Origin of the sequence: Pseudomonas sp. RIT-PI-o (assembly GCF_001297215.1) — a bacterium.
GTDB lineage: Bacteria > Pseudomonadota > Gammaproteobacteria > Pseudomonadales > Pseudomonadaceae > Aquipseudomonas > Aquipseudomonas moraviensis_A.
The window spans coordinates 450,429-471,655 of record NZ_LHPA01000021.1 but is presented as its reverse complement, the minus strand read 5'-3'; the positions used below and the strand labels follow the sequence as shown (position 1 = coordinate 471,655).

Genomic DNA, 21,227 nt, shown 5'->3' with positions numbered 1-21,227 from the left:
GGAGCTTGCTCCCGCTGGGGCGCGCAGCGGCCCTCGCTTTTCCTTGAGTTGAAAAGCAGGGGCCTGCTGCGCAGTCCAGCGGGAGCAAGCTCCCTCGCCACAGGGGCGCGTGTTGCAGATTATTTTGTGGTGAATTTCAGGACCACGCTGTGGGCATAGGTCTGCCCCGGATCAAGCCGTGTGCTCGGGAAGTCCGGCTGGTTCGGCGAATCCGGGTAGTGCTGGGTCTCGAGGGTAAACGCCCCCCAGTGCGGATAGACCTTGCCGCCCTTGCCCTTGACCGTGCCGTCGAGGAAGTTGCTGGTGTAGAACTGCACCCCCGGCTCGGTAGTGAACAGTTGCAGGACACGCCCGGATTGTGGGTCGCTGACTTCGGTGGCGACTTTGCTGACATCGCCCTTGGTGTCCAGCGCCCAGTTGAAATCGAAACCACCCTGTTTCGGCTCGGCAAATTTCAGTTGCGGATGATCAGCCTTGATATGCGTGCCGATCGCCGTCGGTTTGCTGAAGTCCATCGGCGTACCGGCGACTGGCGCCAGTTCCCCGGTGGGGATCAGTTTCGCGGTGACCGGCGTGTAATGGCTGGAGTGGATGGTCGCGACCTGCTTGAGAATGTCGCCATTGCCAGCGCCGGCCAGGTTGAAGTAGCTGTGGTTGGTCAGGTTGAGCACGGTTGGCTTGTCGGTGCTGGCCTTGTAGTCGATGCGCAGCTCGTTGTTGTCGGTCAGGCGATAGGTGACTTCGGTGGTCAGGTTGCCAGGGAAGCCCATTTCACCGTCGGCCGACAGGTAGGTCAGGGTCACGCCAACCGAATCCTTGTCCTTGGTCTCTTTGGCCTTCCAGACTTTCTTGTCGAAACCTTCGGGGCCGCCATGCAAGGCATTGGACTTGTCGTTCTGCGGCACTTGATAGCGTTTGCCATCGAGTTCGAAAGCACCCTCGGCGAGGCGATTGCCGAAGCGGCCGATGGTCGCGCCGAAGTACGCGGTGCCTTTCTGGTAGCCCTGCACATCATCGAAACCCAGCACCACGTCGTCGAACTTGCCGTGCTTGTCGGCAACTTTCAGTGCTTGCAGGGTCGCGCCGTAAGTGATGACAGTGGCTTGCATGCCGTGGCTGTTGCGCAGGATGTACTGTTCGACGGGCGTGCCGTCATTGGTCTTGCCGAAGGCTTTGTGTTCGGCGGTCAGGCCCGCCGCGTTGGCGGAAAGGGTAGCGATCATCAGGGACAGTCCGAGGCCGGAGAGCAGGTGACGGGATTGAAGCATGGTTGACCTTCCTTTTTGTTGTTGTTTTCGTATTGACCGTAGGAGCTGCCGAAGGCTGCGATCTTTTGATCTTGATCTTGATCTTGATTTTTAGAAGCAAGATCAAAAGATCGCAGCCTTCGGCAGCTCCTACATATCACTAGTCATGCTATTTGAGTGGGAAGAGGAGATTTATAGCGGATTTCCGCGTATTGGCAAATATAAAGTCCGACTAATTGATCTATCGCAAAGCGCCGAAGGTCGGCTTACGGCCCAGGCACTGCACTTTTTCGCAATCGGCGGCTCTATGCATGGCCAGGATGCGGTGACTCCCGCCGCACAGGAATGTGCCTGTCCGAGATTTCATGCCGAGTGTTTTTGCCCTGATCACCGCCGCTCACCGCCGCCCGTGCCTGCTGCTGGCCTGCCTGGTCTCGCTGTTGCTCAGCGGCTGCAGCCACCAGAACGGCAACGGGTTCTTCAACCAGATGCGTGAAGGGCAGCCGCAGGAATTCCTGCAGACCAGCGTCGACCGTATGGCCACCCTGGCGATGCGCGACAACCTCGACAGCCTCTACCGATTGATGGGCAAGCTCTACCTGCGCAACCCGGAAGAACTGCGCAAGTCCGGTTTCCTCAACATCAACACCGCTGTGAAACAGGTGCGCCTTGCCGTTGAGCAACAGCAGCCGCTGCCCGTGCTCGGCGGGCGCAAGGATCTGGCGGCGCTGAGCTATGCGATGAGCCCGGAATTCCTCGGCGACCGCGTCGGCGCGTTCATCTATGCGATCGGCAGCATGCTGGTCACCGCCCACGGCAATCGCACCGAGTTCTACATGACCGACGCGATCAACCCGACCTTCGTCCACAACGCTGCACGTAATATCGAAAAAGCCATGTGGATCCTCTCGCAACGGCAGAACAAGGAAGGCCAGCCATTGCTGTTCTCCAATGAAATTTCAGAGGAGGGCAGCAACCTCAGCTTCGCCACCGAATTCAGCAAAATCGTCGCGCGCCTGGACCTGCTCACGCAGATGCTCGATGAGCGCTATCGCAGGATTGGTTTGAATTACGCGCAGAGTCTGTTGTTTCTGAATTTCCTGCCGGTGCAGTGAGCCCCACGGTTTCGGCTAGTGCAGAGATCCCTGTAGGAGTGAGCCTGCTCGCGATAGCCGTCTTTCAGATTTTGATGAGTCGACAGGCACTCCGCTATCGCGAGCAGGCTCACTCCTACAATTTTAATCCCGGGTAAATTCGATATGGCATAACCATAGACCGCATCGATATATGTGGTTATATGAAAAATCGCTATGCTGCGGGCCAGATTTTTCCTGTCGTTTTCTGGACGTTTGAATGGAATTGGCAAATTTCGGCCTGGTGATTGCCGGGCTGGTGGTGGGGTTTATCGTCGGCATGACCGGTGTCGGCGGCGGTTCGTTGATGACGCCGATTCTCCTGTGGTTCGGCATCAACCCGGCAACCGCGGTGGGCACCGACCTGTTGTATGCGGCGATCACCAAATCCAGCGGCGTCCTCGTTCACAGGAAAAACAACAACATCGATTGGGCCATCACCGGCTGGCTGACCCTGGGCAGTGTGCCCGCCGTGGCCATGACGCTTTGGTTCCTCAGCACTCTGCACACCGCGCCGGAAGCGATGAACGCCATCATCAAACAGGCGCTGGGCTTCGTCCTCTTCGCCACGGCGCTGGCAATCTTTTTCAAGAAACGCTTGCTCGAATTCGCCCACAAACGCGCGGATGGCAACTACAACCCAAGCGGTTCGCGGCTCAACGTGATGACCGTGATCACCGGGCTGATCCTCGGCACGATGGTTGCCCTGACCTCGATCGGCGCCGGCGCACTGGGCACCGTCGCGCTCTTCATCCTCTACCCGTTGCTGCCAACCCGCCGCCTGGTCGGCACCGAAATTGCCCACGCCGTACCCCTGACCCTCGTCGCCGGCCTCGGCCACGCCAGCATGGGCAACATGGACTGGGGCGTGCTGGGTTTTCTGCTGATGGGGTCACTGCCGGGCATCTGGCTCGGCAGCCACCTGACCGGCCGCATCTCCGACGAAGTCCTGCGCCCGTGCCTGGCAACGATGCTGGTGTTGATTGGTTATAAGTTGGCGTTTTGATCCTGCTGAGCGCCCTACAAAGCTGTGGCGAGGGAGCAAGCTCCCTCGCCACAGGGGTCAGCGTTGGATGACGAACTTCATCACCGTTACCGGCAGTTCTTCGTAAACCAGCTCCTCGACTACCTGCCAGCCCAGTCGCGCATACAGCGACTGCGAAGTGTCGGTGTAGAGATATAGCTCAGGTACGCTCAGCGCCGCTGCTTCTGCAACCACTCGATTGACCAGTTGCGAAGCCACGCCTTTGCCGCGGTGTCCGGCTTTGACGTAGACCCCGGCCAGCCACGGCGTCAGTTCCGGCCGCAGGTCAAGATCGCTGTCGATCAGCAAGGCACCGCCGAGCAGCTCCGCGCCTTCCAAAGCCACCATCACGCTGGGGATCTCGCCCTTGCCACACGCAGAGCGCATCAACTCGATGCGGGCCTCCAGGCTGTCGCCAGGCGCGAAATCACCCCATTCCTTGAAGTTGAGTGTGGCCAGTTCTTCGATAAATTCGGGGTGATTGCACAGATAGTCGATGTGCATGCGGGTGAACTCCATTTCATTGGCAGAGCAGCCACCGTAGTGTGCCGTTGGCCGGTAAGCAAATCGACAGCGTGATCACCTCTGCCATGTTGCGCAAAGCGCGCCCTGACCTAAGCTTCTGACAGGGCAATGCCTTTTTGCCAGACGCCGCCGGAACAATCGCTACGATGCGCAATCAGTAGTGCGTGGATATCAAAAGGAGATGCGCATGCTCATCAGGTCCCTGACCCTGACATTTTTGCTGGCGATCGCCGGCCCCTTGTTCGCCGCCGACAGCGATTCACCCCTGGCCGGGGACGTGGGCCGCGCCCGCCCGCTGATCGTGATTGCGCAAAGCACTGTCGACCCGGTATGGCTGAGCCTGAAAAAGTCGCTGGAAGACCCCGCCAACAAAAAGGGCGTCACCGACCGCAACATCAAGGTCTACACCATCCTCAGCATGTCCGGCCAGCTCGACGGCAAGGACATGGGCCAGCAGGACACCATGGCCCTGCTGCGCTCGCTGAAGCTGGGTGCCGGGGCGTATCCGAAAGTGTTCCTGGTGGGCAAGGACGGCGAAACCAAGCTTTCCGCCTCAGGTGACGAAGCCAAGGCACTGAGCCTGGCGAAAATCTTCGAAACCATCGACGCCATGCCCATGGCCGAAAAAGAAGCCGCCGCTGCCGCCGCCGCTGCGCAAACACCCGCCGCCACCGAGCCGGAACCGGCCAAAGGCGCGAAGGGCGCCAAGCCGAGCAAACCGGCGAAACCGAGCAAGCCGCCGCAGATGCCGGATGATTGAGTGCGCGTTGACTGACTGAAGCAGAATCCCTGTGGGAGCTGGCAAACCAGCTCCCACATTTTTTTGTCAGAACACAAACCCGAGGCAGTCACAAATCCCTTGTAGGAGTGAGCCTGCTCGCGATGGCGGCGGATCAGCCCGCGAATATGTTGCCTGACAAACCGCGATCGCGGGCAGGCTCACTCCTACAGTTTGACCGGCGCTGCCTGCAAAAAAAATGTGCAGGTCGGCATATCACTGGTCATCAAGCATGTACACCAATGCACCTTTTGCACGCTCAATGATCATAGGCGAGCGGGTGGTCAATACGAATTGGCAGTTGGGAAAGGTTGCGCTCAATTGCTCGATCAGACCGAGTTGCCTGCGTTGATCGAGGTGCAAGTCGACATCGTCGATCAGCACGATGCCGTCGCCTTGCAACGGATCAGCCAGTGATGGATTAAGCAGTGCCAGACGTCGGCCGATATCGCCTGCCAGCGCGATCATCGATTTTTCGCCTTGGGAGAGCCGGCTCACATCCAGCGATGTGCCCTGCCGGTCGATGGTCATAAACAGGCGCGGTCGGCGCTGCACGCGCAGATTCGTAAACTCCGGCATGAATGCCGCGATAGCCGAGCGAACAGCAGTCAACTGGCTGTCGCGCGCCGAGGTCTTTATTGTGGCAAGTTCTTTCCAGACGTCGCTGTCGGTACCGAATCTTTCCGAGATTGCTGCCAGTGCCGAAGCAGATAACCCATCCTCGTTTTCGCTGTCCTCGCGCTCACGAAACCATGCGAAAAAGCCGCGAAAATCGGCGCCATCGCTAAAACTGCTTTCGTAGGCATCGAGCTGATCGAAGGCCTGTCTGCCGCTGGGTTTCAGCGAGATATCGTTCACACACCGTTCGGCTGGGTAGTAGGCGATCAGCGGGAGTGAGGCGCTGGCATCGGCGGTGAGTCGCGTACGGTAGTGATCGGCAAGCTCTCTGACGTCTCTCAGAAAGCCACGGTCAGAGACCGCAGGTTCTCCTCGAGTGCGAGCGCTGCCCCATACGAACAGATGGTTTTCGTCATCGGCATTGCAGACAGCAGCCCGTGGGTGAGAACGGTCCGCGAGGCCAATCGAAACGACGGCTGCCGGGGCGTCGTTCCTGATTTCTTCGTCGGCAAGCTGTCTGCCCTTGCCTTTATCGGAACGGATTCGCGCGATCAACCAGGTCAGGCAGGTGTTAACGGATTTCAGCACAGTGGTTTTGCCCGTGCCGTTGTTGCCCACCAGTACCGTGATATTCGATGAATGTGTCCGGGTCGGTGCAAACTCGGTATCCAGATCGCCAAAATGTCCGACGTTCGAGAGTTTGAAGCTTTGGATTTCCATGGATGCGCCTTTTGAGCGGTACTCGGATTGCAGGAAAATGTGGAGTGTAGATACAACGAATTCATCCGCTAATCAAAACTCGTTGCAGCATGTGCCCGCCGAAATGTCCGACACAAAAACCCTTCAAACCCGGTGGATTTTTCCTGCAAGACGCGGCGGCTGGGGTGAACTGGTGCGTTGTGGCGCAGAGGGATAACCTCTTTTGGCCGCTGAGAAAAACAGTGGTCGGATGTGGAAGTCTGGTTGTTCGATTACATCCATCAGTGTCTCAAAAGCGCATGTCGACGGGTTTTATGTCAACATCGCCGCGTTTTGGCGGCTGTGCGCAGGAGCACTTTCGAGTGCGCCGGGTCTTGGTGGATTTGCCTGGTCTTCCACACCTGCGTACAGCGGCCACCCTCATGTGGAAGTGAGACAGGTAGTGTTTCCTACAATCCACAACGGTAATAAACACATGAAAAAACACACTCCAAATCCCCCAGAATCCCTTATGGATTCAAGCTCCTTCGACTCCAATAACCCGCGTCTCCGCCATCCCGGAAACCCCGATCCCATCAGCCACGTCTTCACCATTCTCCCCGACATCGACACAGCAACACTCTTGAGTCACGCCTGCGAAACCCTGGCCTCACTGAACGTGTTGACCACTGATCTGGCCTGCGAATTGAGTGGTGCGCAGCGCAGCCTGACATTGTCGATCCAGCAATTGGCCGTGCTCGGTGAACTGTTGGTCAACCGCGCGCTGGACAATCTCGATTCACCCGCAACGGCGACTCAACATTGAACAGGGAGGTTCTACATGGCGCGCTACATACCCATCACCGGGATCGACTGCAAAATCCCCTGTCTGCTGATCGACAGCGAAGCTCCACTGGATGTCCTGCACGGCACTGCCGCGTATCGCTTGCGCTGCGTAACGCAATTGCTGGAAACCCTGGCGCTGGGTGACGGCAAGGGCCACGACGCCTTGTTGCTGCAGGATCTGGCCCGGGTCTCGGCGACCGTGCTGCGTGACAGTTGCGACCTGATGGATGTCATCGGCTGGCGCTTGCAGGCGCAGCTTTAAGCGCTGAAACGAAAAGATCGCAGCCTGCGACAGCTCCATCGACCGTGTGAAAACCCGATCCCGTAGGAGCTGCCGCAGGCTGCGTTCTTTTGCTCTTAATCCGCCAGCGCCGCGAAAACCGTATGCGCAATCTTCACCCGTTCGGCATTCGGGTAATTCTTGTTGGCCAGAATCACGACACCCATATCCCGCGACGGCACGAACGCCACGTACGCGCCAAAGCCCCGCGTCGAACCGGTCTTGTTGAACAGCACGTTGGCCGGTTCAGCTTGCGGCGGGGTCAGCCACTCGACTGTGTGCGGCTCCATGGCCATGGGCGTGGAGTTGCCGTTTTGCAGTTTTTCCAGGCTGATCGGGTAGGCGTAGCGCTCCCAGCCGAGGCCTTGGGTCATGTCGCCGACGCGGTAATAACCGAGGTGTGTATTGACGATGGCTTTGTGCAGATCAGGCGCGAGGCTGGCCGGTTTCAGCTGTGCCTGGACATAGCGCAGCAGGTCGGCGGCGCTGGTTTTGATGCCGTAGGCTTCGGCGTCGAGTGCGCCGGGGCTGACGCGCACCGGTTGGTCGGCGTTGTCGTAGCCTTGGGCGTAAAGCTTCGACTGCGCTGGCGGCACGCTGAGGAAGGTGTGTCGCAGGCCGAGTTTCGGCAGCAGGGTTTGCGTCATCGCCTGGTCGAACGGCTGGCCGAGGCTTTTCGCCGTCAGGTAGCCGAACAGGCCCAGGCTCGGGTTGGAATACAGGCGATGGCTGCCGGCGGGAAATTGCGGTTTCCACTGTTGGTAATAGCCGAGCATCTTGTCGGAAGAATCCGCCTCAGCAGGAAATTGCAACGGCAGACCGCCAGCACTGTAGGTGCCCAGTTGCAGCACGCTGATGTTGTCGAAGGCGCTGCCCTTGAGCTCCGGCCAGAGTTGGCTGGCCTTGCTCGACAGGTCGAGTTTGCCTGTGGCCTGGGCGTAGCCGGCGAGGGTGGCGGTGAAGGTTTTACTCACCGAGCCGACTTCGAACAGGGTGCTTTCACTGACTTTTTGCCCGGTGTCTTTGGCAGCGACTCCGTAATTAAAGTAATGCGCCTGGCCATTCAGGGTGATCGCCACGGTCAGCCCCGGGATGTTGTTTTGTTGCATCACCGGGGTGACGGCTTGGCTGACCAGTGCCTGCAATTGCCCATCGCTCGGCGTGGCGGCATGGCAGGCAACGCTGCCGAAGAACAGGGCGAAAGCGCTGTAGGAAAAGGCCTTGCTCGGTTTGAAGGAACGCATGAGTGAGTCACTCTCCATGAGTGTCGATTGTTGTATACCGCTACACTGCGGGTGATTTTTCATCGGGCGGCTGATCAGCGCGGTTAATTTAGGCACCTCGCCGGCCCTCGACAAACGATGAAAACTCGGACGAGCCATTAGAAAAATTCTGGACAGCGCATGATTCGACCACAACTGCCGCTCAACGCTCTGCGCGCGTTTGAAGCCTCGGCACGCCACTTGAGTTTCACCCGCGCGGCCGTCGAGCTCTGCGTGACGCAAGCTGCCGTAAGCCATCAAGTCAAAAGCCTGGAAGCGCAACTCAATCTGACCCTGTTCAAACGCCTGCCCCGTGGACTGATGCTGACCAGTGAAGGCGAGACCTTGCTGCCGGTGCTCACTACCTCATTCGATCATATTGCGCAGATGCTCGAGCGCTTGGCCGGTGGCCAGTATCGGGACATGCTGACGGTCGGTGCGGTGGGCACGTTTGCCGTGGGCTGGCTGCTGCCGAGGCTGGCGGACTTTCGGGCGAAATATCCGCTGATCGACTTACGCCTCTCGACTCATAACAACCGGGTGGATGTTGCGGCGGAGGGGCTGGATTACGCGATTCGTTTCGGCGCTGGCGCCTGGCATGGCATTGAGGCGACACGCTTGCTCGATGCGCCGTTGTCGGTGTTATGCGTGCCGGAGATTGCCCGTCAATTGCACTCGCCGGCGGACCTGTTGCAGCAGACCTTGCTGCGTTCCTACCGCACCGATGAATGGCCGGAATGGTTTCACGCGGCGGGTCTGGCGACCCAGGCCGCGCCACCGCAAAGCATCGTGTTCGATTCGTCGCTGGCCATGATGGAGGCGGCATTGCAGGGCGGCGGGGTGGCGTTGGCACCTCCGCTGATGTTCGCCCGGCAACTGGCAGCGGATGCGATCTGCCAGCCGTTTGCGATCGAGATCACCACCGGCAGTTATTGGCTGACGCGGTTGCAGTCGCGACCCGAGACAGCGGCGATGAAAGCGTTCAAGGCGTGGTTGCTGCAAATCTCTGGTTAATGCAAATCCCTTGTAGGAGTGAGCCTGCTCGCGATAGCGGTGTGTCAGTTGATATCAATTTTGACTGACACGCCGCTATCGCGAGCAGGCTCACTCCTACAGGGACTGTGGTGGATGGGAGATCAGGTTTACCGCACCAGACACGGCCGCTTGTTATCGAACTTCCACCCCGGAATCAGAAACTGCATCGCGACGCTGTCATCCCGCGCGCCGAGGCCCATGCCTTTGTACAGTTCGTGAGCCTTGGCCACTTGATCCATGTCCAGTTCCACGCCCAGTCCCGGTTTCTGCGGCACCTGCACGAGACCATCGACAATCTGCAGCGGTGCCTTGGTCAGGCGCTGGCCGTCCTGCCAGATCCAGTGAGTGTCGATGGCGGTGATGTCGCCCGGTGCAGCGGCGGCGACGTGAGTGAACATCGCCAGAGAGATATCGAAGTGGTTGTTGGAATGCGAGCCCCAGGTCAGGCCCCATTCGTGGCACATCTGCGCCACACGAACCGAACCCTGCATGGTCCAGAAGTGTGGGTCGGCCAGCGGAATGTCCACCGACTGCAACTGAATCGCATGACCCATTTCGCGCCAGTCGGTGGCGATCATGTTGGTCGCGGTTTTCAGCCCGGTGGCGCGGCGGAATTCGGCCATGACTTCGCGACCGGAATAACCGTTTTCCGCACCGCACGGGTCTTCGGCGTAGGCGAGTACGTGATGCTGATCGCGGCACAGACGAATCGCTTCTTTCAGCGACCAGGCGCCGTTCGGGTCGAGGGTAATCCGCGCATCGGGGAAGCGCTCGGCCAGTGCCGTCACCGCTTCGATCTCGGCATCGCCACTGAGCACGCCGCCCTTGAGTTTGAAATCCTTGAAACCGTACCTGGCGTGCGCCGCCTCGGCCAGACGCACCACCGCTTCGGCGCTCATGGCTTTTTCGTGACGCACACGGAACCAGTCGTTGTCGGCGTCCGGTTCGCTGCGATAGGCCAGATCGGTTTCGTGCTGATCGCCGACGTAGAACAGATAACCGAGCATCTTCACTTCATCGCGTTGCTGACCTTCGCCGAGCAGCGCCGCCACCGGCACATCCAGATGTTGGCCGAGCAGGTCGAGGAGGGCGGCTTCCAGGCCGGTGAGCGCGTGAATGGTGATGCGCAGGTCGAACGTCTGCAGGCCACGGCCACCGGCATCGCGGTCGGCGAAAGTCTTGCGCACCTGGTTGAGGATTTTCTGGTAGGTGCCGATCGGGCTGCCGACCACCAGATTGCGCGCGTCTTCCAGGGTCTGGCGAATGCGCTCGCCACCGGGCACTTCGCCGACGCCAGTGTGGCCGGCGTTATCCTTGAGGATGACGATGTTGCGGGTGAAAAACGGCCCGTGGGCGCCGCTCAGATTGAGCAGCATGCCGTCGTGACCGGCCACCGGAATGACCTGCATCTCGGTGATGATCGGAGCTTTGGCGGTGTCATGAACAGTCATTGTTGTTTTCCTTGTCGAGACGAAGTCAGGCGTGTTTCGGCGCGGCGTCGGCCAGCGCTTTTTCAGCAGCGGGTTTCGGCGTGGTGCGCGCAGCGAAGACGATGATTGCGGCGATAATCGAGGTCGCGGCCAGACCATAGAGGCCGCCCTGAATCGAGCCGGTGTGTTGTTCCAGCAGGCCGAAGGTGGTCGGCGCGACGAAACCGCCTAGGTTGCCCACCGAGTTGATCAGTGCGATCACCGCCGCCGCGATGCGTGCGTCCAGGTAGGCCTGGGGAATCGGCCAGAACAGCGACGAGGCGGATTTGAAGCCCAGCGCCGCAAAGCAGATCGCGACGAAGGCAAAGATCGGCCCGCCAGTGGTGGACATGAACATCCCCGCTGCGGCGATCAGCAGCGCCGTAGCCACCCACGCTTGCTGGTGTTTCCACTTCGCCGACAGCGAGGCAAAGGCGTACATGCCGACGATCGACAGCAACCATGGAATCGAGTTGAACAGGCCGACCTGCACGTCGCTGAGTTCGCCCATCTTCTTGATGATGCTTGGCAGCCAGAAGGTCGCCGCATAAATGGTCAACTGAATGAAGAAGTAGATCAGGCAGAACAGAATGATCTGCCGGTCCTTGAGCAGTTTGCCCAGCGAGGGCCGAATCGGCGTCGCGGCTTCGCGGGCCTTTTGCTCGTCGTCGATGGCGCTGACCAGCGCATCCTGTTCGGCGCGGCTCAGCCATTTCGCATCGTGGGGTTTGGCATCCAGCCAGAACCAGACGAAGACGCACAGGCACACCGAGAACATCCCCTCGATGAAGTACATCCACTGCCAGCCGTGCATGCCCAGCCCGTTGATCTGCAGAAGCAGACCGGACAACGGACCGGAGATCAGCGAGGCCACCGCCGAGCCGCTGAGGAAGATCGCGATCGCCTTGCCGCGCTCGACGCCTGGCAGCCAACGGGTGAAGTAATAAATCACCCCGGGAAAGAACCCGGCCTCGGCGACACCGAGCAGGAAACGCAGGATATAGAAGTGGGTTTCGTTCTGAATGAACGCCATGCAGGCCGCGACGATGCCCCAGGTGAACATGATGCGGGTCAGCCAGATGCGCGCGCCGACTTTTTGCAGGAGCATGTTGGACGGCACTTCGAACAGCGCGTAGCCGATGAAGAACAGCCCGGCGCCGAAGCCGTAGGCGGCAGCGCCAATGCCCAGATCGGTTTCCATGTGGGTGCGGACGAAACCGATGTTCACCCGGTCAATGTAATTGACGATAAACATGATCACGAAGAGCGGCAGGACGTGGCGTTTGACTTTCGAGATGGCCGAGGCGAGCGTTGGATCAACGCTTTCCTGCATCCCCGAGACGGAGGTTTTCACTTGTTTTTCTCCCACTGATTATTTTTATGCGGGTAGGACTGGTGTTGCGTTGTTGATAGACATCATACAACTGTGTTTTTTTGTCCTACAAGTGGGGAGGGGTGATTAAATTCGTCTGAACATAGAGTTTCTTATGAAAAAATCGGGTTAAGCCCAATATTTTCGGGGGTTGTAGCGAGATGTGCGTAGTGGCTTGCTTGCTTCAGGCATATCGGTAACACCGTAGGATCAACACAGCGAATTTCGACGTCTCTGATGTTGTCATACAAGTAGTCGTGGCATACAGCGCTAGAATCCATCTCAACCGTCATCCCGCGGTGCTACGATCGGCAAGCCCCGATCACCGGAACCGACCATGCAAGAAGACCTCGACGCGCCTGCGCGCAAACGCACGCACAACCTCGCTCATGACCTGGTGGAAAAACTCACCCAGAGCATCCTGCTCGGACAGATGTCGCCCGGTGACAAACTGCCGTCGGAGAATTCCATCGTCCAGGAGCACGGCGTCAGTCGCACCGTGGTGCGCGAGGCGATCTCCAAGTTGCAGGCCTCGGGGCTGGTCGAGACGCGCCACGGCATCGGTACCTTCGTGATCGAGCGCGCGGCGGAGCAGGGCCTGCGCCTGAATGTCGACACGGCGCTGGGTGTGCGCAGCATTCTCGAATTGCGCATGGGCCTTGAAACGCAAGCCGCGGCGCTGGCGGCACAGCGACGCAGTGAGCAGCAGTTGCTGCAGATGCGTCAGGCGCTGGATGACTATCAGCGGCTGCTGGCCAACAACGACAGTTGCGTGGAGGCCGATCGGCGTTTTCATCTGTTGATCGCCGAGGCCACCGGCAACGCCTGCTTCAGCGAGATCATGCAGCACCTGGGCAGCGCGATGATCCCGCGCAATCGTCTGAATGCCGCCGAACGCGGCGCGGCGGATCTGAGCAAGCTCGGGCATTTGGCGAATCTGGAGCACGAGGCGATTCTGAATGCAATCAAGCACCAAGACGCCGATGCCGCCCGTGCCGCCATGTGGCTGCACTTGACCAACAGTCGTGATCGCTTTATTGCCCAGGATTGATGCCGCTGGTCTGATGTATCGCACGCCGTCGATGGCCGCGCTTCCAACTTATACGCCCCGGATAATCCGGGCCAGTATTGTGAGGTGCAGCATGGCTGATGACTCGCTTGTTCCCGGTGGCATGGCGCCCACCGACCAGACCCGCCCCGTATCCGGCACCGACGAGCCGACCCTGAGCGATCACGACGCACCGCCGGGCATGCATCCGGGGCGCGATCCACTGAGCGATGGCGACCGGCCGGATGACTGGAAGGATCCGCCGGATGACGAGGATGTGCCGCCGGCGGATGAGCCGACGCCGTTGTCGGATGACATGCGCTGAGGTCTGGGTTTTTTGTTGCGTGTGCCGGCCTCTTCGCGAGCAGGCTCGCTCCCACGCTGGAGAGTGGGAGCGATCACAATCAAAAGATCGCAGCCTTCGACAGCTCCTACCGAGGCGTGCCTTGGAACTAAACCGGGACCAAATCCCGCATTAACAACTCAAAGCGCAAGTCCGCTCCATCCGGTACCGGAACATACACCGTATGCCCATCCCCCGGCGCCACCTCGATCGCTTCCCCGCTGACACTGCGCAACTCATGCAGAGCAAAATGAAAATTGCCCTTGGGCGTCATCAGTTCCAGATGATCGCCCATGACAAACCGATTCTTCACCTTCATCTCGGCCAAGCATCGGCGCCGTAGGCGAAGGCGTAACGCATGTTTTTCAGGGTGTCAGCGGGGGCAAGCAGCTCGGGGGCAATGAGAGTTGGCATTTGGGTGTCGGTCGCAAAAGCCGCGCAAGGTAGGGCAGCTGTCGCGAGGGTTTATTGATCTGGATCTATGCTCCATGAATAAACATGGCACTCGCGCGCGCGGCGGCTGACTAAGTGGGGCGGGCGTGCGTGACGCCTGACTGACATGGACCGGATATGAACGAAAAGAGTCTGCAATTCAAATCCCTGACAGTGCTGCTAGTGCTGGTCACGGTAGCTTTTATCTGGATTCTGCTGCCGTTTTACGGCGCGGTGTTCTGGGCTGTCATCCTCGGCATTCTGTTTGCGCCAGTGCAGCGCAAGGTGCAGCTGAAATTCGGCTGGCCACGCAACGTGACCTCGCTGTGCACGTTGAGCCTGTGTCTGGTGATCGCGATTCTGCCAGTGATCATCGTCAGCATTTTGCTGGTGCAGGAAGGGGCGACGGTCTACAAGAACATCGAAAGCGGTGAGCTGGACATCGCCGCGTATCTCGCGCAGTTCAAGCACAGCCTGCCGCCGTACTTTCAGCATTTGCTCGATCGCTTTGGCATGGGCGAACTCGACAGCCTGCGGGAGAAGATCGTCAAGACGGCGATGCAGGGCAGTCAGGTGCTGGCGACCCAGGCGTTCAGTTTCGGCCAGGGCACCTTTGAATTCGTGGTGAGCTTTTTCATCATGCTGTATCTACTGTTTTTCTTTCTGCGTGACGGCCCCGAGCTGGCGCGCAAGATTCGCACGGCGGTGCCGCTGGAGGAAAACCACAAGCGCCGCCTGCAACTGAAGTTCAACCGCGTGGTGCGTGCGACAGTCAAGGGTAACGTGGTAGTGGCCGTGACCCAGGGTGCGCTGGGCGGGCTGATTTTCTGGTTTCTCGACATCCCCAGCGCGTTGCTCTGGGCGGTGCTGATGGCGTTTCTCTCGCTGTTGCCTGCGGTGGGCGCGGGGATTGTCTGGGCGCCGGTGGCGGTGTACTTCCTGCTCAGCGGCATGATCTGGCAGGGCGTGGTTCTGGGCTTGTTCGGCGTCTTCGTGATCGGCCTGGTCGACAACGTGCTGCGCCCGATTCTGGTGGGCAAGGACACGAAAATGCCCGACTACCTGATTCTGGTTTCCACCCTTGGTGGGCTCGCGGTGTTCGGCCTCAACGGCTTCGTGATCGGCCCGCTGATCGCCGCGCTATTCCTGTCGAGCTGGGCGCTGTTCGTCGAGACCAAGCCCAAAGTGCAACTGCCTTAGGCATGCAACGCGGTGCTGGTGACCTGTTGCGACAAGGCCTGCGCCGCCGGCAAAGAGGTGAGCGGGCCGCTGATTGGCTCGCCATCGCGCACCAGATACCAGCAGGCGAGCAAGCCCGACGCGCGCAGCGAAGCGGGAACTGCGCTGCCGATCACCGACATGATTTGAACCTGAGCCATGGGAAAACCTCCATCAAACTGATGGGGCTACCTTAGGGATTTGTTGGCGCTGCGGACAATCAACGCTTTCGATAGTGGTCATTGATGCCAGTGAGGTCTGGCGTCATTCGACCACCTGATCGAGCATGTGCATGACTTCGCGTTCATTGAGCAGGCCCTTGTGCACGAGGTTTTCGGCGAGCAGGGACAGCAGCTTGGCGCACCGATGGCCTTCCAGATGCTTGAGCTCGGTGAGCGCGCTGTAGACCTTGCTCGAGGTGCACAAACCGACGATGCGGTGCGGATTTTGTGTGGGCATACAGTCGTCCTTGTTGTTATCGATCTGTTGTTTACGGACGGATTCAGATTGCGGTTCCGTCATGACAAAACGGTGACCATTTGATGAAAAAAACAGCCAGCGGTCGATTCCATCATGCCGACTTTAGCTGCTCGAACTGTCCTCACAACGACCTCGGCGAGATTTTTTCGGACCTTCGCCGACCAGCGGTCATAAAAAAGCCCCGCTCGAAAGCGGGGCTCTGTGTTGCGCTTACCAGCGTGGACCGCCGTAGTAACCATGCGGGCCGCCATAGTAGCCATGGGGCCGACCGTAATAACCGCGAGGCGGGCCGTAGTAAACAGGGGCCGGCTGCACGTAAACCGGTTGCTGCACATACACCGGTGCCGGTTGGTAGTAGACCGGTGGCGGCGGTTGCTGCACGTAGACCGGTTGCGGCTGAACATAAACCGGCTGTTGCTGCACGTACAACGGCCGATCCTGGTTGATCAGTGCCGAGCCGATGATGGCCGAGCCGACGATCGCGCCAAACACTGCAGGGCCCTGCCAGCCATGGCCACCACCCGCTTCAGCCTGACCGGTGACGGCGAGTGCGCCAATCAACAAAGCCATGATGGGAAGTTTACGAATCATGATAAGTCCTCGGTTCTTCGACCCGGCGGCTGGGCCTGAACCAGGCCCACAGTTGTCGCGGGGATACAGCTAAGACAGCAAATTTGCGAAATTCAGCACAGCCGCTGGGTAAATTTTGTGTAAGGTCTGTAGCGGCTTTTTTACTCGGCAGCGCGGCGCCTCGAACAAGCCGCAATGATGATTCAGAACCCGGTGGGCTGGCCAAACCCGTCCATCCGAAAGTGCGTTTGAAGGAGAAGTTTCATGCAGATGAACCCGAACAAAGACACCCAATTGTGCATGTCCCTGTCCGGGCGGCCGGGGAATTTCGGTCTGCGTTTTCACAACCATTTGTATGAACAGTTGGGCCTGAATTTCTACTACAAGGCATTCAGCAGCCAGGACCTGACCGGCGCAGTCGGTGGCATCCGGGCACTGGGTATTCGTGGCTGCGGCGTGTCGATGCCGTTCAAGGAAGCCTGCATTGCCCTGGTCGATGAGCTGGATGCCTCGGCAGCGGCGATCCAGTCGATCAATACCATCGTCAACACCGACGGCCACCTCAAGGCCTATAACACCGATTACATCGCCGTCGCGCAGTTGCTGGAAAGCCACGCGGTGCCGAAAGATTCGACCTTCGCCCTGCGCGGCAGCGGCGGCATGGCCAAAGCGGTGGCCAGCGCCCTGCGCGATGGCGGCTACAGGAACGGTTTGATCGTCGCCCGCAACGAGCGGGCCGGACGTGCTTTGGCAGATTCGCTGGGTTATCGCTGGCAGGCCGAGTTGGGCGACGAGCGCCCGCAGATGCTGATCAACGTCACGCCGGTGGGCATGGACGGCGGGCCGGAGGCGGGGCTACTGGCGTTCGAGCCTGAGGTGATCCAGGCGGCCGAGACCGTGTTCGATGTAGTGGCGATCCCTTCGGAAACGCCGCTGATCGTGCGGGCGCGGGCCGAAGGCAAGCGGGTGATCACCGGGCTGGAAGTGATTGCGATCCAGGCGCTGGAGCAGTTCGTGCTGTACACCGGGGTGCGGCCGAATGAGGCGCAGTTTGCGGCGGCGGTGGAATTTGCCCGTAGCTGAGTGATTTTTGTAGTGGGCTGGTCTGGCCTCATCGCGAGCAGGGTCACTCCTACAGTTGGAATGCGTTCAATCTGTAGGAGTGAGCCTGCTCGCGATAGCCTCGCCACGGATTCACATGAGACCCCTACACTTCAGAAACAACACTCGCCCACCACAAAAACCATAACCGAGGCCACCCATGCATCCCCCCATCCTCAACCTCAACGAGGTCGAACTCGAGCCCCTGCCCGAAGCCCTCGCCCCCGAAGGCGAAACCGCCGAGCGTTATCAGCAGCGTATCGCGCGGATAGGTCAGCAACTGGGTGCGCAGAAGCTCGGTTATCGCCTGTATGCGCTGCCGCCGGGCATGCGCGGCAGTCCGTTCCACAGCCATCGGGTCAATGAGGAAATGTTCTACGTGGTGGCCGGGGAGGGCGAGGTGCGGTTGGGAGGCGAGCGTTTTCCGATCCGCGCCGGTGATGTGATCGCCTGCCCAGCGGGCGGGCCGGAGAACGCCCATCAGATCATCAATACCGGCGCGGGCGAACTGCGTTATCTGGCGGTGAGCACTCAGCAGCAGCCTGAGATTTGCGAGTATCCGGATTCGAACAAGTACGCGGTGATGGATAACTTCGCGGTGGATGCCGAGGGCAATGCCTCGGGGTTTGTCGCTGTCGCGCGGCAGGCGGATGGGTGGATTATTGGGATGGCGAATAAAATCTGAAATTTGCAGATGTCTCCTGTGGGAGCGAGCCTGCTCGCGAAGGCGGCGGGTCATTCAAGATCAGTGGTGACTGACACTACGCTTTCGCGAGCAGGCTCGCTCCTACAATGGCCCTGTGTTGGTTATTCGAGACGGGCCAGGCGTTCTTCCAGCGCTGCAATCCGCGCTTCCAGTTCTTCGATGCGCTCCAGCGAAACGCCACCGCTCGAACGCTCCCCGGGATTGTGCCGCGCCGCCAATATCGCCTCGATATCCGCCGGATCGCCCAGCGCATGGGTGTAGCGATCCTCGCGCTGCCCGGACTGACGCGGAATCAACACCGCCAGTCCACGAGCGATCAATCGCTCAAGCTGATGCACGACCTGTTCGCTATCTTCGAACTCATGCATGCGCCCGCTGCGGGTCAGCAGTTCATTGACGGTCTGCGGACCGCGCAGAAACATCAAACCCGTCAGAATCACCTGTGCCGGCACCAGTTCCAGCGCCTTGTCGACCTTGTGCTCCCAGCGGTCGGCGCGGCTGCCCATGACCAGTCTGGTGAAGCCGCGACCTTCCAGCGCCCGCAGGCTCTGACCAACCTGACCCTGATTGAGGTTCATTACCGGTTCGCGGCTGGTTTTCTGATTGCAGGCCAGCACCAGGGCGTTGAGGGTCAGCGGATAGGTTTCCGGGCTGGTGGCCTGCTTTTCGATCAGCGCACCGAGGATGCGGATTTCCGTGGCATTGAGCCGTGGCTGTTCGGCGGTGGATTCTTGTTCGTTGCTCATCGCGCGTTCCCTCTGCAGTCGAAGCCGCCTAGCCTAATCCTTGCCAAACAAAAGGCAAGCCGTGCGGTCATCAAGCATGGCTATAATCGCCACCACGTATTACCCAGCCATCACATGAGATTGCCATGACCATTTCACTGTACGCCGCATCCGTCCCGGTTTTTCAACAAATGCTCAACGCCCTGAGCGATGTGCTGAAAAAGGCTGAAGCCCACGCCAGCGCGAAAAACATCGACCAGAGCGTCTTCCTGCAAGCGCGGTTGTACCCGGACATGTTCCCGCTGGTGCGTCAGGTGCAGATCGCTGTGGATTTCGCCAAAGGCGTGTCGGCGCGTCTGGCTGAGGTCGAATTGCCGAAGTACGACGACACCGAAACCACCTTCGCCGAGCTGCAAGCGCTGATTGCCAAGGTTCTGGCCTTCATCGGCGAGATCAAGCCAGAGCAGATCGACGGCAAGGAAGGCATCGAAATCGTGACCCGTCCGGGCACGCCGAAAGAGAAGCGCTTCAGTGGTCAGGCGTATTTGCTGACTTACGGCTTGCCGCAGTTCTTCTTCCACGTCACCACCACTTATGCGCTGCTGCGTCATAACGGCGTTGAAGTGGGCAAGCGTGACTACATGGGCGCGTTCTAAGCCTGCAAGAGCCCCTCACCCTAACCCTCTCCCGGAGGGAGAGGGGACTGACCGTGGTGTTTGCCCGAGATAAGCTGACGTGAGCTATCAAGCCGAACTCAGGTATGAAAACGACACAGATCGGCTCCCTTTCCCCCTCGCCCCCTTGGGGGAGAGGGTTGGGGTGAGGGGGTAGATTCCAGCCACAAAAAAGCCCGCCAAGGTTCACACCAAGGCGGGCTTTTCGTTGCGCGAGAAATTACGCCGTGCGCTGAGCCTTCTCTTCCTCACCGAGGCAAGCCGCTGCGGTAAACAGCACATCGGTCGACGAGTTGAGCGCGGTTTCCGCCGAATCCTGCAGCACGCCAATAATGAAGCCTACCGCCACGACCTGCATGGCGATCTCGCTCGGGATGCCGAACAGGCTGCACGCCAGCGGAATCAGCAGCAGCGAACCACCGGCCACACCCGAAGCGCCACAGGCGCAGATTGCTGCGACGACGCTGAGCAGGATCGCGGTCGGGATGTCCACGGCGATGCCCAAGGTGTGCACGGCCGCCAGGGTCAGCACGGTGATGGTGATTGCCGCGCCCGCCATGTTGATGGTGGCGCCAAGCGGGATCGATACCGAGTAGGTGTCTTCGTGCAGGCCCAGGCGCTTGCTCAACTCCAGATTGACCGGAATGTTCGCCGCCGAGCTGCGGGTGAAAAATGCGGTGATGCCGCTTTCGCGCAGGCACATCAGGGTCAGTGGGTACGGGTTGCGGCGCAGCTTCCAGAACACGATCAGCGGGTTCATCACCAGCGCAACGAACAGCATGCAGCCCAGCAGCACGGCCAGCAGATGCGCATAGCCGAGCAGCGCGCCGAAACCGGAAGTGGCCAGCGTCGACGCCACCAGGCCAAAGATGCCCAGCGGCGCGAAGCGAATCACTACGCGCACGATCAGGGTCACGCCGTTGGACAGATCATCGAGCACTTCGCGGGTGGTATCGCCGGCGTGGCGAATGGCGATGCCCATGCCGATCGCCCAGGCGAGAATGCCGATGAAGTTGGCATTCATCAGCGCGCTGACCGGGTTGTCGACAACACTCAGCAACAGGCTTTGCAGGACCTCGGTGATGCCGCCAGGCGCGGTGACCGTAACGTTGTCCGTGGACAGTACCAGGGTCGACGGGAAGCTCATGCTGACAACCACGGCCACCACCGCCGCGGCGAACGTGCCCAGCAGGTAGAGGAACAGGATCGGCCGGATGTGTGTTTCCTGGCCATGCTTGTGGTTGGCGATCGAAGCCATCACCAGCACGAACACCAGAATCGGCGCCACGGCTTTCAACGCCGAGACAAACACTTTGCCAATGAACGTGGTGGACTTCGCCGCTTCCGGGGCGAACAGAGCCAGGGCGATGCCGGCGATCAGGCCGATGACAATCTGGCTGACCAGACTGAGGTTTTTCAGGCGTTGCAAAAGAGAAGGGGATGAAGCGGTCATGACGGCATCTCTGTTTTTTATAGGGTGCGAAGCGTCGTGGGCAGTCACGAAACGCCTGTCGAAGTGACATCAACGCCGCCAAACGGCACGTTGATCAGCTGTACGATTTTCAGGGCGCGGACTTTATCACAGCGCAGGCGCCAACCTTCAGCCTGTGACGATCTGCCACCGCATCAACCGGGCAGATCGGCAGTTTTGGGCAACTCAGTG

The 21,227-nt window shown here is 59.7% G+C and carries 22 protein-coding genes and 2 pseudogenes; 12 read left to right on the top strand and 12 right to left on the bottom strand.

Features of this window, described 5'->3' with window-relative positions:
* Positions 1 to 119 precede the first annotated feature (119 nt).
* Positions 120 to 1,268 carry an aldose epimerase family protein gene (locus tag AEQ63_RS13205; protein WP_064363685.1) on the bottom strand — a complete coding sequence of 383 codons (1,149 nt, stop codon included), beginning with the start codon at positions 1,266 to 1,268 and terminating at the stop codon, positions 120 to 122.
* Between the two features lie 344 nt (positions 1,269 to 1,612).
* On the opposite strand from AEQ63_RS13205, the gene AEQ63_RS13200 reads away from it, so the two are divergent.
* Positions 1,613 to 2,362 carry a hypothetical protein gene (locus AEQ63_RS13200; protein ID WP_042609140.1) on the top strand — a complete coding sequence of 250 codons (750 nt, stop codon included), beginning with the start codon at positions 1,613 to 1,615 and terminating at the stop codon, positions 2,360 to 2,362.
* Between the two features lie 238 nt (positions 2,363 to 2,600).
* Complete coding sequence (locus tag AEQ63_RS13195) at positions 2,601 to 3,386, top strand: sulfite exporter TauE/SafE family protein (protein WP_064363684.1); 786 nt, start codon at positions 2,601 to 2,603, stop codon at positions 3,384 to 3,386.
* Positions 3,387 to 3,443: 57 nt separating this feature from the next.
* On the opposite strand, the gene AEQ63_RS13190 is transcribed toward AEQ63_RS13195, so the two are convergent.
* Positions 3,444 to 3,908 (bottom strand): GNAT family N-acetyltransferase, encoded by a 465-nt coding sequence (locus AEQ63_RS13190; protein ID WP_064363683.1) that lies wholly within the window; start codon positions 3,906 to 3,908, stop codon positions 3,444 to 3,446.
* Positions 3,909 to 4,116: 208 nt separating this feature from the next.
* On the opposite strand from AEQ63_RS13190, the gene AEQ63_RS13185 reads away from it, so the two are divergent.
* The gene (locus AEQ63_RS13185) at positions 4,117 to 4,689 is read left to right on the top strand and encodes a DUF4174 domain-containing protein (protein WP_042609143.1); all 573 of its coding nucleotides are present in this window, start codon (positions 4,117 to 4,119) and stop codon (positions 4,687 to 4,689) included.
* Between the two features lie 234 nt (positions 4,690 to 4,923).
* Here the strand turns inward: AEQ63_RS13185 and AEQ63_RS13180 are convergent, their stop codons facing one another.
* Positions 4,924 to 6,045, bottom strand: a complete 1,122-nt coding sequence (locus AEQ63_RS13180; protein WP_064363682.1) for an AAA family ATPase — start codon at positions 6,043 to 6,045, stop codon at positions 4,924 to 4,926.
* Positions 6,046 to 6,499: 454 nt separating this feature from the next.
* Between AEQ63_RS13180 and AEQ63_RS13175 the strand changes: the two genes are divergently transcribed.
* Together AEQ63_RS13175 and AEQ63_RS13170 are read left to right on the top strand one after the other, a co-directional pair.
* The gene (locus tag AEQ63_RS13175) at positions 6,500 to 6,829 is read left to right on the top strand and encodes a DUF6124 family protein (RefSeq protein WP_042609144.1); all 330 of its coding nucleotides are present in this window, start codon (positions 6,500 to 6,502) and stop codon (positions 6,827 to 6,829) included.
* A gap of 15 nt (positions 6,830 to 6,844) precedes the next feature.
* The gene (locus tag AEQ63_RS13170; protein ID WP_042609145.1) at positions 6,845 to 7,111 is read left to right on the top strand and encodes a hypothetical protein; all 267 of its coding nucleotides are present in this window, start codon (positions 6,845 to 6,847) and stop codon (positions 7,109 to 7,111) included.
* Between the two features lie 95 nt (positions 7,112 to 7,206).
* On the opposite strand, the gene ampC is transcribed toward AEQ63_RS13170, so the two are convergent.
* Positions 7,207 to 8,373, bottom strand: a complete 1,167-nt coding sequence (gene ampC / locus AEQ63_RS13165; protein ID WP_064363681.1) for a class C beta-lactamase — start codon at positions 8,371 to 8,373, stop codon at positions 7,207 to 7,209.
* A 159-nt stretch (positions 8,374 to 8,532) separates the two neighbouring features.
* On the opposite strand from ampC, the gene AEQ63_RS13160 reads away from it, so the two are divergent.
* Complete coding sequence (locus AEQ63_RS13160) at positions 8,533 to 9,405, top strand: LysR family transcriptional regulator (protein WP_064363680.1); 873 nt, start codon at positions 8,533 to 8,535, stop codon at positions 9,403 to 9,405.
* A 128-nt stretch (positions 9,406 to 9,533) separates the two neighbouring features.
* On the opposite strand, the gene gudD is transcribed toward AEQ63_RS13160, so the two are convergent.
* Both gudD and AEQ63_RS13150 read right to left on the bottom strand, forming a co-directional pair.
* Positions 9,534 to 10,877, bottom strand: coding sequence for a glucarate dehydratase (gene gudD / locus AEQ63_RS13155; protein WP_064363679.1), 1,344 nt, complete (start codon positions 10,875 to 10,877; stop codon positions 9,534 to 9,536).
* A gap of 25 nt (positions 10,878 to 10,902) precedes the next feature.
* Complete coding sequence (locus AEQ63_RS13150; protein WP_042609149.1) at positions 10,903 to 12,249, bottom strand: MFS transporter; 1,347 nt, start codon at positions 12,247 to 12,249, stop codon at positions 10,903 to 10,905.
* 355 nt (positions 12,250 to 12,604) lie between these two features.
* Here AEQ63_RS13150 and AEQ63_RS13145 point away from each other — a divergent pair, with 355 nt between their 5' ends.
* On the top strand, positions 12,605 to 13,318 hold the full coding sequence (locus AEQ63_RS13145; protein ID WP_064363678.1) for a FadR/GntR family transcriptional regulator: 714 nt from the start codon (positions 12,605 to 12,607) through the stop codon (positions 13,316 to 13,318).
* Positions 13,319 to 13,409: 91 nt separating this feature from the next.
* On the top strand, positions 13,410 to 13,640 hold the full coding sequence (locus AEQ63_RS13140) for a hypothetical protein (protein ID WP_064363677.1): 231 nt from the start codon (positions 13,410 to 13,412) through the stop codon (positions 13,638 to 13,640).
* A 127-nt stretch (positions 13,641 to 13,767) separates the two neighbouring features.
* Here AEQ63_RS13140 and AEQ63_RS13135 read toward each other — a convergent pair.
* Positions 13,768 to 13,998 (bottom strand): annotated as a pseudogene (locus AEQ63_RS13135) (U32 family peptidase C-terminal domain-containing protein); the annotation flags it as partial.
* A 230-nt stretch (positions 13,999 to 14,228) separates the two neighbouring features.
* Here AEQ63_RS13135 and AEQ63_RS13130 point away from each other — a divergent pair.
* Positions 14,229 to 15,290 (top strand): AI-2E family transporter, encoded by a 1,062-nt coding sequence (locus AEQ63_RS13130; RefSeq protein WP_064363675.1) that lies wholly within the window; start codon positions 14,229 to 14,231, stop codon positions 15,288 to 15,290.
* Here AEQ63_RS13130 and AEQ63_RS13125 read toward each other — a convergent pair.
* The 3 genes from AEQ63_RS13125 to AEQ63_RS13115 form a co-directional block, all read right to left on the bottom strand.
* Positions 15,287 to 15,469, bottom strand: a complete 183-nt coding sequence (locus AEQ63_RS13125; protein ID WP_042609153.1) for a hypothetical protein — start codon at positions 15,467 to 15,469, stop codon at positions 15,287 to 15,289. The two genes, AEQ63_RS13130 and AEQ63_RS13125, sit on opposite strands and share 4 nt — an antisense overlap.
* Before the next feature lie 103 nt (positions 15,470 to 15,572).
* Complete coding sequence (locus AEQ63_RS13120; protein WP_016770691.1) at positions 15,573 to 15,767, bottom strand: hypothetical protein; 195 nt, start codon at positions 15,765 to 15,767, stop codon at positions 15,573 to 15,575.
* Between the two features lie 231 nt (positions 15,768 to 15,998).
* A complete protein-coding gene (locus tag AEQ63_RS13115; protein WP_064363674.1) occupies positions 15,999 to 16,379 on the bottom strand; it encodes a hypothetical protein in 381 nt (126 codons plus the stop codon).
* Between the two features lie 243 nt (positions 16,380 to 16,622).
* On the opposite strand from AEQ63_RS13115, the gene AEQ63_RS13110 reads away from it, so the two are divergent.
* Together AEQ63_RS13110 and AEQ63_RS13105 are read left to right on the top strand one after the other, a co-directional pair.
* Complete coding sequence (locus tag AEQ63_RS13110; RefSeq protein WP_064363673.1) at positions 16,623 to 17,441, top strand: shikimate 5-dehydrogenase; 819 nt, start codon at positions 16,623 to 16,625, stop codon at positions 17,439 to 17,441.
* Positions 17,442 to 17,619: 178 nt separating this feature from the next.
* Positions 17,620 to 18,137, top strand: a pseudogene (locus AEQ63_RS13105) (cupin domain-containing protein).
* A 129-nt stretch (positions 18,138 to 18,266) separates the two neighbouring features.
* Here the strand turns inward: AEQ63_RS13105 and AEQ63_RS13100 are convergent.
* The gene (locus AEQ63_RS13100) at positions 18,267 to 18,911 is read right to left on the bottom strand and encodes a YceH family protein (protein WP_042609156.1); all 645 of its coding nucleotides are present in this window, start codon (positions 18,909 to 18,911) and stop codon (positions 18,267 to 18,269) included.
* A gap of 125 nt (positions 18,912 to 19,036) precedes the next feature.
* Here AEQ63_RS13100 and AEQ63_RS13095 point away from each other — a divergent pair, with 125 nt between their 5' ends.
* Positions 19,037 to 19,546 carry a DUF1993 domain-containing protein gene (locus AEQ63_RS13095; protein ID WP_016775348.1) on the top strand — a complete coding sequence of 170 codons (510 nt, stop codon included), beginning with the start codon at positions 19,037 to 19,039 and terminating at the stop codon, positions 19,544 to 19,546.
* Between the two features lie 238 nt (positions 19,547 to 19,784).
* Here AEQ63_RS13095 and sstT read toward each other — a convergent pair whose 3' ends face one another.
* On the bottom strand, positions 19,785 to 21,017 hold the full coding sequence (sstT, locus tag AEQ63_RS13090; RefSeq protein ID WP_064363672.1) for a serine/threonine transporter SstT: 1,233 nt from the start codon (positions 21,015 to 21,017) through the stop codon (positions 19,785 to 19,787).
* Positions 21,018 to 21,227: the final 210 nt, after the last annotated feature.